The 13,434-nt window shown below is 71.8% G+C and carries 11 protein-coding genes; 5 read left to right on the plus strand and 6 right to left on the minus strand.

The window, feature by feature from the left end; all coding sequences use genetic code 11:
• Window positions 1–18 precede the first annotated feature (18 nt).
• The 4 genes from H9X71_RS02745 to H9X71_RS02760 form a co-directional block, all read right to left on the minus strand.
• Window positions 19–1,239 carry an ATP-binding protein gene (locus H9X71_RS02745; protein ID WP_191148214.1) on the minus strand — a complete coding sequence of 407 codons (1,221 nt, stop codon included), beginning with the start codon at window positions 1,237–1,239 and terminating at the stop codon, window positions 19–21.
• Window positions 1,240–1,293: 54 nt separating this feature from the next.
• The gene (locus H9X71_RS02750; protein ID WP_191148215.1) at window positions 1,294–2,607 is read right to left on the minus strand and encodes a M1 family metallopeptidase; all 1,314 of its coding nucleotides are present in this window, start codon (window positions 2,605–2,607) and stop codon (window positions 1,294–1,296) included.
• Entirely contained in the window at window positions 2,604–6,722 is a 4,119-nt protein-coding gene (locus H9X71_RS02755; protein ID WP_191148216.1) for a Pls/PosA family non-ribosomal peptide synthetase, read from the minus strand. Before H9X71_RS02755 ends, H9X71_RS02750 begins: the two co-directional genes overlap by 4 nt.
• A gap of 104 nt (window positions 6,723–6,826) precedes the next feature.
• Window positions 6,827–7,195, minus strand: coding sequence for a GntR family transcriptional regulator (locus H9X71_RS02760; protein ID WP_191148217.1), 369 nt, complete (start codon window positions 7,193–7,195; stop codon window positions 6,827–6,829).
• Between the two features lie 136 nt (window positions 7,196–7,331).
• Between H9X71_RS02760 and H9X71_RS02765 the strand changes: the two genes are divergently transcribed.
• The 3 genes from H9X71_RS02765 to H9X71_RS02775 all read left to right on the plus strand — a co-directional run bounded on the left by H9X71_RS02765 (window position 7,332) and on the right by H9X71_RS02775 (window position 9,574).
• Complete coding sequence (locus H9X71_RS02765; RefSeq protein WP_191148218.1) at window positions 7,332–8,267, plus strand: hypothetical protein; 936 nt, start codon at window positions 7,332–7,334, stop codon at window positions 8,265–8,267.
• A 166-nt stretch (window positions 8,268–8,433) separates the two neighbouring features.
• Window positions 8,434–8,805: a hypothetical protein gene (locus H9X71_RS02770; RefSeq protein ID WP_191148219.1), complete on the plus strand. Its 372-nt coding sequence runs from the start codon at window positions 8,434–8,436 to the stop codon at window positions 8,803–8,805.
• A 55-nt stretch (window positions 8,806–8,860) separates the two neighbouring features.
• Window positions 8,861–9,574: a hypothetical protein gene (locus tag H9X71_RS02775; protein ID WP_191148220.1), complete on the plus strand. Its 714-nt coding sequence runs from the start codon at window positions 8,861–8,863 to the stop codon at window positions 9,572–9,574.
• An 84-nt stretch (window positions 9,575–9,658) separates the two neighbouring features.
• Here H9X71_RS02775 and H9X71_RS02780 read toward each other — a convergent pair whose 3' ends face one another.
• Complete coding sequence (locus tag H9X71_RS02780; RefSeq protein WP_191148221.1) at window positions 9,659–10,096, minus strand: Lrp/AsnC family transcriptional regulator; 438 nt, start codon at window positions 10,094–10,096, stop codon at window positions 9,659–9,661.
• Window positions 10,097–10,277: 181 nt separating this feature from the next.
• Here H9X71_RS02780 and ddaH point away from each other — a divergent pair, with 181 nt between their 5' ends.
• Both ddaH and rocD read left to right on the plus strand, forming a co-directional pair.
• Window positions 10,278–11,120: a dimethylargininase gene (ddaH, locus tag H9X71_RS02785; protein ID WP_191148222.1), complete on the plus strand. Its 843-nt coding sequence runs from the start codon at window positions 10,278–10,280 to the stop codon at window positions 11,118–11,120.
• Window positions 11,121–11,131: 11 nt separating this feature from the next.
• Complete coding sequence (gene rocD / locus H9X71_RS02790) at window positions 11,132–12,376, plus strand: ornithine--oxo-acid transaminase (RefSeq protein ID WP_244961735.1); 1,245 nt, start codon at window positions 11,132–11,134, stop codon at window positions 12,374–12,376.
• Between the two features lie 33 nt (window positions 12,377–12,409).
• Here the strand turns inward: rocD and H9X71_RS02795 are convergent, their stop codons facing one another.
• Window positions 12,410–13,426 carry an EamA family transporter gene (locus tag H9X71_RS02795; protein ID WP_191148223.1) on the minus strand — a complete coding sequence of 339 codons (1,017 nt, stop codon included), beginning with the start codon at window positions 13,424–13,426 and terminating at the stop codon, window positions 12,410–12,412.
• Window positions 13,427–13,434 lie beyond the last annotated feature (8 nt).

Below are 13,434 nucleotides of genomic sequence, written 5' to 3' on the forward strand. Positions count from 1 at the left end.
GGCATCCGAGACGGAGACTCACTCGTTCTCCGCCTGGTCCAGCACGAACTCCGTGAACCCCGGCACGGTGAAGGACAGGTGCCCGTGCTTGTTCGCGTCGAGGAGCCCCTTGTCCAGGAGCTTCTGGCGGGCGACCGAGATGGCCCTCGTGGTCGTCCCCAGGGCTTCGGCGAGATCGGCGCGCTTGACGTCCACTCCGCCCAGCCGCGCGACTGCCACGAGCATGTCCTGCTGACGTGGGCTGGCAGACCTCCAGCGTGCGCTGAAGAGCGTCTCCATCTCCGAATCCACGGACGGCAGCGCGGCCAGGACATCCTGGAGCGCGATGGCGTCATCCGGTCGCAGGCCGTCACGCGCGAGTCGGTGGGAGGCCGCCCGCCATGACGCATCGCCGATCAGCTGCACCTTGTAGGGGTAGCCGCCTGATTCCGCCACAGCCCGGTCGAGGGCGGCCAGGTCCCAGTCGACGGCGACGCTCGCCGCCGTGGCCTGGAGCGCCTCCCGCGCGCCGGCGTCGGACAGGCCGTGCAGGGGCTGGAAGCTGAACCGCTCGCTGAACGTCACCGCCTTGTTGATCTTCGTCGGGGCACCCGGCAGTCCGACGGCGAAGAGCGCGGTCCGCGGCTGCCCGGGTTCGACGGCGCGAAGCGGGGCCATCTCCTGCCATGCGTAGGCGAGCGTGCGCAGGCTCTCGGGGTCCGCCTCCTGGATCTCGTCGATGAGCAGTGCTATCCCCGCGTCCCCGTCGTGGATCACCGCATCCACGGCGGCGCGGATCGCCTTCTGGACCTGCTTCGCCGACGCGGCCGTCCGTGCGCGCTCCGGGGTCAGCGAGACGCCGACCTGCACGATGCCGGGCGCCCCCAGCGTGACCGTCGCCGAGTCGATCGCCTCGAGTGCGGACTTCCGCAGGCGGTTGCCGGTTCCCACGACCTGCCGGAGCTCTCCGAGCAGGGATCGCACCAGGTCCTCGTCGGGATTGGCCGTGATCAGCACGGTCCGGATGCGGTACCCGCCGAAGATGCGCTGCGCCTCCCGGAGCAGCGACGTCTTGCCGATCCCACGGGGTCCGTGGTCGACGTGCACACGGGGGATGAACAGTCCGTCGGATGCCATGCGCTGTGCCGCCTCGCGGAACTGCTGCAGCTTGTCCGCCCGTCCGGGCAGGCTCGTCGGCACGGATCCCGGCGTGTACGGGCTCAGCGACTCGCTCGGATGACGCCCATCGTCGTTATACATCGTCTTGAAGTATAACGACGATGACCCGCATCTGGAGGAGTCGCGATCTGCGGCTCAGCGACGCCCGACCCGCGGCAGCGCGGGCAGCGGCCCTTCCGCGAGCCACGCCCGCAGCAGCGCGCCCGCGTCGCCGGCCGCGCCGACGAGGTCCGCGGTGGTGCGCGGGGCCGTCCAGGCCGGATCCGTCCACCGCAGCAGCAGCTCGCGCCACCCCGCGTCGCCGAGCGTCAGCCGCAGCGCGTGCACCGCGAGGGCGCCGCGCTTGTAGACGACGTCGTCGAACATCGAGTCGGGCCCGGGATCGCCGATGCCGAGGCGCGTGCCCTCGCGGACCAGGCGCGCGTGGTGCTCGCGCGCGAGCTGATCCGCCGACGGCCCGCCCGACTCCTCCGACCACAGCCACTCGGCGTAGCAGGCGAAGCCCTCGTTGAGCCAGATGTGCCGCCACGCCGCGAGGCCCACCCGGTTGCCGAACCACTGGTGCGCGAGCTCGTGCGCGACGAGCCGCTCGGATCCGCCCGTGCCGTCGGCGTGGTTCGACCCCAGCACCGCCATGGCCTGCGCCTCGAGCGGGATCTCCAGCTCGTCGTCGGTGACGACCACGCGGTACTCGTCGAACGGGTACGGCCCGAACAGCGACTCGAAGAACGCCATCATGCGCGGCACGAGCGCGAGGTCGGCGAGCACGCGGGCCTCCCGAGGCCGCGGGTACGCGAAGACGGCCTCGGTGGATCCGGCGGGCACGCGCCTCTCCGCGTACCGGCCGATCTGCACGGTCGCCAGGTACGGCGCGGTGGGCGCGTCCTGCGCGTAGGTCCAGGTGGCGCGGCCGGAGCGCTCGACGCGGGAGAGGAGCCGTCCGCTCGCGACGACGGAGTAGTCGACCTCGCACGCGACGCGCACGACGAAGGCGGCCCGGTCGTCCGGCCGGTCGTTGCAGGGGAACCAGGTGGACGCGCCGCTCGGCTGCGACGCGACGAGCACGCCGTCGCCGAGCTCCTCCCAGCCGAGCTCGCCCCAGACGGTGCGGCGCGGGCCGGGCTCGCCGGAGTACGCGACGTCGACCGTGAAGGTCGCGCCCGCCGGGATCGGCGCGGCCGGCGTGACGACGAGACGCCCGCCGCGCTGCACGTGCCGGGTCTCGCGGCGGCCGTCGACGCGCACGTCGGTGGCGCGGAGGCCCGTGAGGTCGAGCTCGAACCGGGCGAGCGGCTCGCGGGCGACGGCCGTGAGGATCGCACGCGCCTTCAGCCGGTTGCGGGCCACGCGGTAGTCGAGGTCGAGGTCGTAGCGCTCGACCGCGTACGTGGAGGAGCCGACCTCGGGGGTGTAGTCGTCGCCGGACGCCGGTCCCGTCGCGGCCCTCACCGGCGACCGGCGGTCGCGGGCGCCTCGGTCGCGGGATCCGCGACGGTCGCGGACGCGGACGCGCTCGCCCCCGCGGGCAGGTACCGTCCGAGCTTCACCTCGCGCCACGGGCCGATCGGGTTGCCGCTCCAGCGGCTCGCCTCGGGCACGAGCTCCCCGCGCATCACGAGGCTCGCGGGGCCGACGGTGGCCTGCGGGCCGATGCGCGCCGCGGGGAGGATGACGCTGTGCGGCCCGAGGGTCGCACCCGCGTCGAGGGTGACGGTGTCCATGCTCATGATCCGATCATGGAACAGATGCGTCTGCACGACGCACCCGCGGTTGATCGTGGATGCATCGCCGAGGGTCACGAGGTCCGCCTCGGGCAGCCAGTGCGAGTCGCACCACACGCCGGATCCGATGCGCGCGCCGAGGCTCCGCAGCCACCAGACGAGCGCGGGCGTGCCCGCGGCCGACGACGCGAACCAGGGCGCGGCCACCATCTCCGTGAAGACGTCCGACACCTCGCTGCGCCACACGAACGACGACCACAGCGGGTGCTCCTCCGCGCGGATGCGGCCGATGAGGATCCACTTCGCCGCCGTCGAGATGCCCGCCGCGACCGCGCCCGCCGCGAGCAGCACGACGCCGCCCAGCAGGAACGCGACGAATGGGCCCCACGCCTCGGTGAGCGCGGCGAGCGCCACGAGCACCGCGAGGCCGATCGCGCAGGTCACGATCACGGGAACGACGCGCAGCAGCTCCCAGAGGATGCGCGCCACGCGCAGCCGCGTCGGCGGCCTGAACGTGCGGGAGTCGTCGGCCGCGGCGACCGTGCGCCGGAGCCGGACGGGCGGGGAGCCGAGCCACGAGGATCCCGCCTTCGACTTGGTGGGCGCCGCCGAGAGCACGGCGACGAGGCCGTCCTTCGGGACCTTGTGGCCGGGACCCGCCATGCCGGAGTTGCCGAGGAACGCGCGCTGGCCGATCTCCGCGCGGGCGACGCGCATCCACCCGCCGCCGAGCTCGTAGCCGGCCACGAGCGTGTCGTCGGCGAGGAAGGCGCCGTCGCGGATCGTGGTCATCGCGGGGATGAGGAGCACGGTCGACGCCTCGACGTCCTTGCCCACGCGCGCGCCGAGGAGGCGCAGCCACACGGGCGTGAAGAGGCCGGCGTAGAGCGGGAAGAGCACGGTGCGCGCGAGGTCGAGGAGGCGCTCGGTAGACCACAGCTGCCAGCCGACGCGGCTCCGCACCGCGTGGATGCCCTCGGTGACGCCGAGGCCGAGCAGGCGCACGGATCCGACCACGAGCAGCGCGAGCACCAGCCCCGTGACCAGCACGGCGGGCACGAGCGCGCCGAGGCCGCGCCACCAGACGTCGCCCAGGTCGGCGGATCCTCGGATCGCGGCCGCGAGGATCCCGCCGCCCGCGACGAACGCCACCACGGGCACGAGCGCGGTGGCGACCGAGGCGGCGCCGTACGCCGCGACCCAGCGGGTGTTGCGCGGCGGCCGGTGGTCGGGCCACCAGACGCGCGCCTTGCCGACGCGCGCGGCGGGGGATCCGGCCCAGCGCTGGCCCGACGGCACGCGTCCGAAGACGGCCGAGCCCGGCGCGATCTCCGCGCCCTTGCCGATGCGCGTGCCCGGCAGCAGGGTCGAGCGGGTGCCGACCGTGGATCCCGCGCCGATGCGGACCGCGCCGACGCGCACGGTGTCGCCGTCGATCCAGTAGCCGGAGAGGTCGACCTCGGGCTCGACGGATGCGCCCCGGCCGATGCGGAGCATGCCCGTCACCGGCGGCAGCGTGTGCAGGTCGACGTCGTCCGCGATGCGCGCGCCGAGCGCCCGCGCGTAGTACGTAATCCACGGCGCGCCCGCGAGCCCGACCGCGCCGATCTGCTGCGCGATCTGCTCGGCCAGCCAGAGCCGCAGGTGCCAGCGGCCGCCGCGCGGGTGGTCGCCGGGCGTGAGGCCGCGGAGGAGGAGGCGCGCGGCGACCGCGGAGATCGCCATGCGGCCGAACGGCGTCGCGAAGAGGAGGAGGCCCGGCGCGAGCACCCACCAGGAGACGTCGGGCAGCGCGTCGAAGCCGCCGAGCGGGCTCAGCAGCGCGCTGGCGGTGAGCAGGAGCGCGAGCCAGCGGAGGCTCTGCAGGGCGAGGAGGGGCGCGCCGAGGAGGGTCTGGATCCACTGCGTGCGGCGGGGCGTGGGCGTCACGTCCACGCGCGGCCCGCTGCGCTCGGCCCGCGGCGCGCGTCCGGCGATGGCGGCGTGCATGGCGCCGAGGCGCGGGTGCGCGTAGACGTCGGCGACCGTGAACTCGGGGTCGATCGTGCGGATCCGCGCCACGAGCTGCGCGGCCGACAGGGATCCGCCGCCCAGGTCGAAGAAGTTGGCGTCGGCGCTCGCGACGGGCGTGCCGAGCGCGGCGGACCACATCTCGGCGAGCGGGCGGAGCTCCGCGTCGAGGTCGGCGCCGTCGTCGCCCGCGGCGCCCGGCAGCGGCCACGGCAGCGCGGCCCGGTCGACCTTGCCGGAGGTGCGGGTGGGCAGCGAGTCGACGACGCCGATGAGCGGCACGAGCGCGGCGGGCAGCGCGACGCGGAGGCGCTGCACCGCGTCCTCGCGGGAGAAGGCGGCCGGATCCCGCGGCACGAGGTAGCCGACGAGCACCTGGTTGCCGGCGTCCGTGGTCTGCACGGCGACGGCCGCGCCCTGCACGTCGTCGAGGTCCTGCAGCGCCGCCTCGATCTCGCCCAGCTCGATGCGCCGGCCGCCGACCTTCACCTGGTCGTCCGCGCGGCCCTGGAAGACGAGGCCCTCGGCCTCGAAGCGCACGAGGTCGCCGCTGCGGTACGCGCGGTCCCACGCGAGCGCGGGGAACGGGGCGTACTTCTCGGCGTCCTTCGCGGGATCCAGGTAGCGGGCGAGCCCGACGCCGCCGATGATCAGCTCGCCGACGCCGCCCTCGGGCACGCGCGCGCCCTCGGCGTCGACCACGGCGAGGGTCCAGCCGTCCAGGGGCAGGCCGATCCGCACCGGGCCGGGTCCGCCGAGCGGGGCCGCGCACGCGACGACGGTGGCCTCGGTGGGGCCGTACGTGTTCCAGACCTCGCGGCCGTCGGTCGCGAGCCGCTGCCCGAGCTCGGGCGGGCAGGCCTCGCCGCCGAAGATGAGCAGCCGCACGTTCTCGAGCGACTCCGCGGGCCACAGCGCCGCGAGCGTCGGGACGGTGGACACGATCGTCACGCCGTGCGTGGTGAGCCAGGGCCCGAGGTCCATGCCGCTGCGGACGAGGCTGCGGGGCGCGGGCACGAGGCACGCGCCGTGGCGCCACGCCAGCCACATCTCCTCGCAGCTGGCGTCGAACGCGACCGAGAGGCCCGCGAGCACGCGGTCGCCGGGGCCGATCGGCTCCTCCTGCAGGAACAGGCGCGCCTCCGCGTCGACGAAGGCCGCGGCCGAGCGGTGCGAGACGGCGACGCCCTTGGGGGTGCCGGTGGATCCCGAGGTGAAGATGATCCACGCGTCGTCCTCCGGCGCGGGCGGCGCCACGAGCGGCAGCGCGGAGGTGGAGGCGTGCGCGGCGGCGGCGGGGAGCACGCGGAGTGCCGCGGCGGCAGCGGCCTCGGCGTCGGCGGCGTCGGCCGTGCGCGGCGCGTACTCGCCCGTGCCGGTCACGACGCCCGCGACGCGGGCCTCGCCGAACACGAGCCGGGCGCGCTCATCGGGGTCGTCCGCGTCCACCGGCACGTAGGCCGCGCCGGCCGCGAGCACGCCGAGCACGGTGACGTAGAGGTCGCGGGATCCCGACGGCATGCGGATCCCGACCCGGTCGCCCTTCCCCACGCCCGCCTCCCGCAGCGACGCGGCGACCTGCACGACGCGCGCCATGAGCTCGCGGTAGCTGAGCGCGCCGTCGCCGTCCTCGATGGCGGACGCGTCGGGGTGCGCGGCGACCGTGGCCCGGAGCACGTCCACCAGCGTGCGCGGCGGGGTGACGGCGTCCGCGCGGTCGAGCACGCGCTGGGCGCCCTCGCCCGCACCCGCGAGGTCCGCGGCGTCCTCCGCGGGAGGCGCGGCCACGGCGTCGTCGTGCGGCGTCGCCGCCTCCGGGGAGGACTCGGGCATGTGGTCTCCGTTCGGGTCGGGCGGCGTCCGTACTGTCCGGCCTCCGGGTGAACGGGAGGTGGAATCGCGGCGACCCGGCGTCGCCTGGTGCCGCAGGGGCGGGATCAGCCGGCGGCGAGCGCCTCGTCGACCACGCGCCGCGCGTCGTCGTCGGGGGCGCCGAGCCGGCGCGCGAGCTGCGCGTACGCGACGGCCGCGGCGCGGAGCGCGGCGGGCACGTCGTCCTGCGCGGCGACGTACGAACCGGCGCGACCGCGCGTCTCGATCACCCCGTCGGCCTCGAGCTCCCGGTACGCCCGCGCCACCGTGTTGACGGCGACGCCGGCCTGCTCCGCGAGCGCCCGCACGGTCGGCAGTCGCGCACCGACCGGCAGCTCGCCGGCGGCGGCCCGGCGCGCGACCTCCGCGCGGAGCTGCTCGTAGGGCGGGATCGCGGAGCCCGGGTCTATGCGGTAGCCGGGCGCGGGATCCATGCGCCGAGGCTAGCGGTCGAAGGCGTTCGTGCCGTTTTTCAGTCGGAGTTTCACCGTGACTTTCTTGTGTTGAACGGACCTTCGGGTTCCCCACGGACTGATAAGCGCAGTCTGAGCAGAGGTAGTGTCTAGGACTATGCCAGCTCAAGACGCTTATCTCCGTCGGCTCGAGACTCTCCTTCATGCGATAGAGGGTATTGATGGGGTCACCGACGAGGGCAAGAGGCTCGCAACTCAAGCCGTGCAACGTGTTCTAGAAACTTGGACAAATGACCCCTTCTTGCTTGAGTCTTCCGATACGATGCCCTCGTTCTGGGATGAGGCAGATGAGGTTTTGGCCGCGCTGCCAAATGTGCCCTCCGATGAGCCTGCGGCTCTTCACGCCTGGGCGAGAAATTTGACTTTTAAACTTATCAATCAGGTCGATAGCTACATCGAATACGATGAAGGAAGTCCTAGGCAGAGGGCTTCCGCTTTCGATCTGCAGCGAAATCTCGCGTCAGATATTCAGGACATCGCAACTTCTGAGACGGGTGAGCGAATGCAAGCTCGCGCCGACAAAGTGCTAGCTGGTATAGAGAATACCGAGCGGTCGGTACAAGTTGCGGCAGGCAACGTTGGTGGCACAAAGCTCTTTGAGTACTTCGGGGACTACGCAGATTCACAGCTTAAGGCAGCTAATTTCTTTCGCTGGGCAACGATACTCTTAATTTCGGCTGGTGGGATAGTGTCGCTTGCGCTACCGCTGCCGGGACGCGCGGACTGGGCTACAGTCGCAGCTCGGCTGAGCGTGCTTGCGGCCGTAGTGGGGCTTGCCGCGTACTGTGGCCGGCAATCAACGCACCACAGGCGTATCGCAGATTGGGCCCGAGCGCTTGAGGTGCAGCTGAAATCGTTACCGGCATTCATTGAGCCCATTCAGGCAGATGAGCAGCGAGACGGAATCTACGCGGCTTTCGCAAGGCGAATTCTGGGAAATCCACCAGATGGGTCATCGGCGAATAGTGATACGACAGAACTTTCAATGACCCAAGTTATTGATCTGTTGTCCGTCGTGATCAAAAAAGCGTAAATAAAGGAAAGAGTGCTTTGTTGGTCATCGATGATGACTGCCGAATCGCGTGCTTCATGAGGGTCACGCATTCTGGCTCAAGTGCATGGTGGGTGGATGAGATCCACGCGACGGCGGGGCAAGATGGAGGAGCGGCGATCCCACCGCCGCCGACTGGAGGTCCCGCATGTCCGAGCTCGAGCTGATCACCATGTGGTCGCGCGCCCGCAAGCAGATGATTACGAGCCAGCTCGGCCCGATCTTCCTGCTCACCGCCACCGTGTTCCTACTGCGCACCGGCCTCGCCGACGCCGACCTGGGCACGCGACTCGCCGCCGCCCTGATCCTGCTCGCTACCGGCGCCCTCGGTGCCGCCGTGCAGTTCTCCCTCAACTCGCAGGCCATCGCGATCGCCCGCGACCTCCGCGAGTCGGGCGCCACGTCGCACGCGGCCCGCGTGGTCATCGCCGCGGAGGGCCTCACGAACCTCGTCCGCTACGCGATCCCGGCGCTGTTCGTGGTCATCTACGTCGTGATCCTAGTGGCGCTGTTTGCGTAGGCGCGATTTGAGGTGTTCATCATCGTGTAGTCGACTCGGTCACAATCGGAGGTCTATGGTGAAGCAGTATCCGGAGACGCCGGAAGAGAGTCCTGCGCAGAGCGTGGCGGTCGCAGTCGGTATGGGGGCTCTCGGATCTATTCCTCTTGTGGGAGGAATGGTGGCGGGAGGTTTGTCAGCAGTCATCGCAGCGAAGCAACGTGAGCGCGACGAGGAGTTCTGGGCATGGACCGCTGCCCGAGTCCGTGCCTTAGAGGAGCGTCTGGCAGGCGTCTTTGATCCGACGGATGATGAGTTCTTCGTGGCCGCGCAGAAGGTTATTAGAGCGTCACGCGAGACGGCGGATCAAGAGAAGCGGCGACTTCTGGCCGAGGTGCTCGCGGAGTCGGGTTCGTGGTCAGACATTCCTTACGATCGGCGAGAGCGATACCTCGACGTTGTCGTAAGGATGACACCCTGGCATATGAGGGTGCTTTCGTATTTCCAAGATCCGAGCGGGTGGTTTCACCGACGGGGGTTGGAGCATGAGCTTTATCGTTTATCGGGCAGCATGACGTCGATCGTGCAGGTCGCGACTGACTACGTGGTGCCGGCGGATTTACCATTTGAGCTTATCGTTTCGGATCTGGAACGGGAGCGCCTGGTGGATGTGCCATTACATACATTGATGACCGGTAGTGGAACTGTCGATGCGCGAACGACCGGCGACGGCGCTGGTTTGTTAGGATTCTTAAACGGTGCCCCCGCCGCTTCTTGGCCGACTTCGTAGGAGACGCTGTAAGGCGGCCCCGCATAGCTGCTGCAGGCTTTGGGTGATTTTTTCGTTTGATTCAGGCTCTGAAGCACATCAGCGCTACTCCAGCGTCCGGTTCACCAGCCGCGAGAGCACGATCGCGCTGCGGGTGTGGTCGACGTTCGGGGCCACGCGCACCTTCTCGAGGGCGTCCTCGAGGCTCGGGATGTCGCGGGAGCGGATGCGGACGATGGCGTCGGCGTCGCCCGTGACGGTGCCCGCGTCGACGACCTCGGGCACGCCCTGGAGGATGCGGCGCAGCTCGTCGGGCGCGACCGTGCCGCGGCAGAACAGCTCGACGTAGGCCTCGGTGCTGAGGCCGTCGACCGCGGGATCCACCTGGATGGTGAAGCCGCGGATCACGCCGTCGGCCACCAGCCGGTCGACCCGCCGCTTCACCGCGCTCGCCGAGAGCCCGACGGTGCCGCCGATGTCGCCGTACCCGGCGCGGCCGTTCTGGCGGAGGAGGTCGATGATCCGGTGGTCCAGGTTGTCCATGGGGCGAGCCTACGGCGGGATCGTGCGCGCGACCGGCCCCTCACGCGCGGAATCCGCGTGGCGACCGGTCGATCGGGCGCGATCCGCGTGCCAGGCTGGCGGGAAGGCGTCCCCTCGGGGCTCTGGGACATCGTCCGCCTCCACGACCGCGTCCCGGCGCGCCGCACGAAGCAGGAGCACCATGCCCTCCACCCTCCCCCTGTCCGCGGACACCGCATCGGGCCGCACGGCCGTCGCGAAGCGCGTCCTTATGTGCCGGCCCGACCACTTCGACGTGGTCTACAAGATCAACCCGTGGATGGATCCCGCGATCCCGACCGACACGTCGCTCGCGGTCCGCCAGTGGCAGACCCTGTACGACACCTACGTGGGGCTCGGCTTCCAGGTCGACCTGATCGACGGGATCGCGGGCCTTCCCGACATGGTCTACGCGGCCAACGGCGGCTTCACCCTCGACGGCATCGCGTACGGCGCCGCGTTCCAGCACCCCGAGCGCCAGCCCGAGGGCCCCGCGTACATGGACTGGTTCCGCGAGGCCGGCTTCGACGTGCGCGTGCCCGCCGAGGTCAACGAGGGCGAGGGCGACATCCTCCTCGTCGGCGACACGATCCTCGCGGGCACCGGCTTCCGCAGCGACAGCACGAGCCACGCGGAGATCGCCCGGATCTTCGACCGCGAGGTCGTGACCCTGCGCCTCGTGGACCCGTCGTTCTACCACCTGGACACCGCCATCGCCGTGCTCGACGACACGAACATCGCGTACCTGCCGAGCGCCTTCGACGCCGTGAGCCTCGACGAGATCGAGCGCCGCTACCCCGACGCGGTCGAGGTCAGCGAGCAGGACGCGTCGATCCTCGGCCTCAACTCCTACAGCGACGGGCACCACGTCGTCATCGCCGAGAAGGCGGTCGGCTTCGAGGCGTCGCTGCGGGAGCGCGGCTACGAGCCCATCGGCGTCGACCTGTCCGAGCTGCTGCTCGGCGGCGGCGGCGTGAAGTGCTGCACGCTCGAGCTCCGGAAGTAGAGGGCGAGGACATGACCGACACCCTCGACCGTCCCGCCGCCTCCGAGGCGGGCGCCCTCGCGATCCACGCCGAGGAGGCGCACGCCGCGCACAACTACCACCCGCTGCCCGTCGTGGTCGCGTCCGGCCAGGGCGCGTGGGTCACCGACCTCGACGGCCGGCGCCTGCTCGACTGCCTCGCCGCCTACTCGGCGGTGAACTTCGGGCACTCGCACCCGGAGCTCGTGCGGGTCGCGACGGAGCAGCTCGGGCGGATCACGCTCACCAGCCGCGCGTTCCACAACGACAGGCTCGGGCCGTTCGTCACGGCGCTCGCCGCGCTCGCCGGCAAGGACATGGTCCTGCCGATGAACACGGGCGCCGAGGCCGTGGAGTCGGGGATCAAGGTCGCGCGCGCCTGGGGCTACCGCGTGAAGGGCGTGGCCGCGGGCCGGGCGAAGATCATCGTGATGGCCGGCAACTTCCACGGCCGCACCACCACCATCGTCAGCTTCAGCGACGACGAGGAGGCGCGGGCCGACTTCGGGCCGTTCACGCCCGGCTTCGTCACCGTGCCCTACGGCGACGCGGCGGCGCTCGAGGCCGCGATCGACGCGGACACGGTCGCCGTGCTCGTCGAGCCAATCCAGGGCGAGGCCGGCATCGTCGTGCCGCCCGAGGGGTACCTCGCCGACGTGCGGCGGATCTGCACGCGCGAGCGGGTGCTCATGGTCGCCGACGAGATCCAGTCGGGCCTCGGCCGCACGGGCGCGACCTTCGAGTGCGACAACGCGGGCGTCGTGCCCGACCTCTACCTCCTCGGCAAGGCGCTCGGCGGCGGCATCGTGCCCGTCTCCGCGGTCGTCGGCGACGCGGACGTGCTGGGCGTCATCCAGCCGGGGCAGCACGGATCCACGTTCGGCGGCAACCCGCTGGCCGCGGCCGTGGGGCAGGCGGTCGTCGACATGCTCGCGACGGGCGAGCCGCAGGAGCGCGCGCGTCGCCTCGGCGCGGTGCTGCACGCGCGGCTCGGCGAGCTGGTCGGGCACGGCGTGCTCGAGGTGCGCGGCCGCGGCCTGTGGGCCGGCATCGACATCGACCCCGCGCTCGCCACGGGCCGCGCGGTGTGCGAGCGGCTGGCCGAGCGCGGTGTGCTCGCCAAGGACACGCACGGCTCGACGATCCGGCTCGCGCCGCCCATCGTCGTGGAGGAGGAGGACCTGGTCTGGGCCGTGGGCCAGCTCGCCGAGGTGCTGACGGAGCTCGGGGCGAGCTGACCCGCATCCCGACCCGGTCCGCGCCCGGCCGCCCTACGGGGTGGTCGGGCGCCGTCGTGTCGGGGATCCGCCGGGTCCGGCTGGCGCGCGCGTCGCGATGGCGACGCCCGCGGCGACGCACACCACGACGATCGCGCCGAGCTGCACGGGCGAGAGCGACTCGCGCAGCACGATCACGCCGAGGATCGCCGCGACCACCGGGCTGAGGCTCGTCAGCACGGCGAACAGGCGCGGGGTGATGCGGCGGAGGATCACGGTGTCGAGCGAGTACGGCACGGCCGACGAGAGCAGGCCGATCGCCGCGAGCAGGCCGACGACCCGCCCGTCGAGCGCCGCGACGTCGAGCGTGAGGAGGGCCCACGGTACGAGCACGACGAGGCTCACGACGCTCGCGACCGCGATGCCCTGGAAGCCCGGCAGCCGCTCCGCCACCCGGCGCGTGAAGACGATGTAGGCGGCCCACGTGACGGCGGCGGTCGCGCCGCAGACGAGGCCGAACGCGTCGATGCGCCCCTCGAGACCCGTGAGCACGACGACGCCCGCCGCGGCGACGAGCGCGCACGCCGCGTCGAGCAGGCGGCGCGACGCGAGCAGCGCGATGGACAGCGGCCCGAGGAACTCGATGGTCGCCGCGATGCCGAGCCCCAGCCGGTCGACGGCCGCGTAGTAGGAGAGGTTCATCAGCGAGAGGGAGAGGCCGAGCATCACGGCGGGCACGAGCTGTGCGCGCGTCATGCGGTGGATCCGGGGCCTCGCCACGGGCAGCACGAGCGCCGCCATCATCACCTGGCGCGCGGCGACGACGAGCACGGCGCCGACCACGGGGATCACGAGGCCGGCGAGCGAGGACCCGAGGCTGACGCTGACGATCGTGCCCACCTGGAGCGCGGCGCCCGCGGCGGTGGTGCGGGCGCCCGGGGCGGAGGCTGGGCCGGTGCCGGCTGCGGCCGCCGCGTCGGCGACCGCGCCCTCGACGCCGGCCGGGGTGGTGCCGGGCGCGGATCCGGGGTGCGCGCCGGCCGGGTCGGCGGGGTCCCCGGGGTGCGTCACCTCGCGAG

The organism is Clavibacter zhangzhiyongii, from assembly GCF_014775655.1.
GTDB lineage: Bacteria > Actinomycetota > Actinomycetes > Actinomycetales > Microbacteriaceae > Clavibacter > Clavibacter zhangzhiyongii.

Excerpts from the sequence above, each read along its gene's own strand:
- H9X71_RS02745 (WP_191148214.1), bottom strand. The coding sequence starts at position 1,239 with ATGTATAACGACGATGGGCGTCATCCGAGCGAGTCGCTGAGCCCGTAC.
- H9X71_RS02755 (WP_191148216.1), bottom strand. The coding sequence starts at position 6,722 with ATGCCCGAGTCCTCCCCGGAGGCGGCGACGCCGCACGACGACGCCGTG.
- H9X71_RS02760 (WP_191148217.1), bottom strand. The coding sequence starts at position 7,195 with ATGGATCCCGCGCCCGGCTACCGCATAGACCCGGGCTCCGCGATCCCG.
- H9X71_RS02765 (WP_191148218.1), top strand. The coding sequence starts at position 7,332 with ATGCCAGCTCAAGACGCTTATCTCCGTCGGCTCGAGACTCTCCTTCAT.
- H9X71_RS02770 (WP_191148219.1), top strand. The coding sequence starts at position 8,434 with ATGTCCGAGCTCGAGCTGATCACCATGTGGTCGCGCGCCCGCAAGCAG.
- H9X71_RS02775 (WP_191148220.1), top strand. The coding sequence starts at position 8,861 with ATGGTGAAGCAGTATCCGGAGACGCCGGAAGAGAGTCCTGCGCAGAGC.
- H9X71_RS02780 (WP_191148221.1), bottom strand. The coding sequence starts at position 10,096 with ATGGACAACCTGGACCACCGGATCATCGACCTCCTCCGCCAGAACGGC.
- ddaH (WP_191148222.1), top strand. The coding sequence starts at position 10,278 with ATGCCCTCCACCCTCCCCCTGTCCGCGGACACCGCATCGGGCCGCACG.
- rocD (WP_244961735.1), top strand. The coding sequence starts at position 11,132 with ATGACCGACACCCTCGACCGTCCCGCCGCCTCCGAGGCGGGCGCCCTC.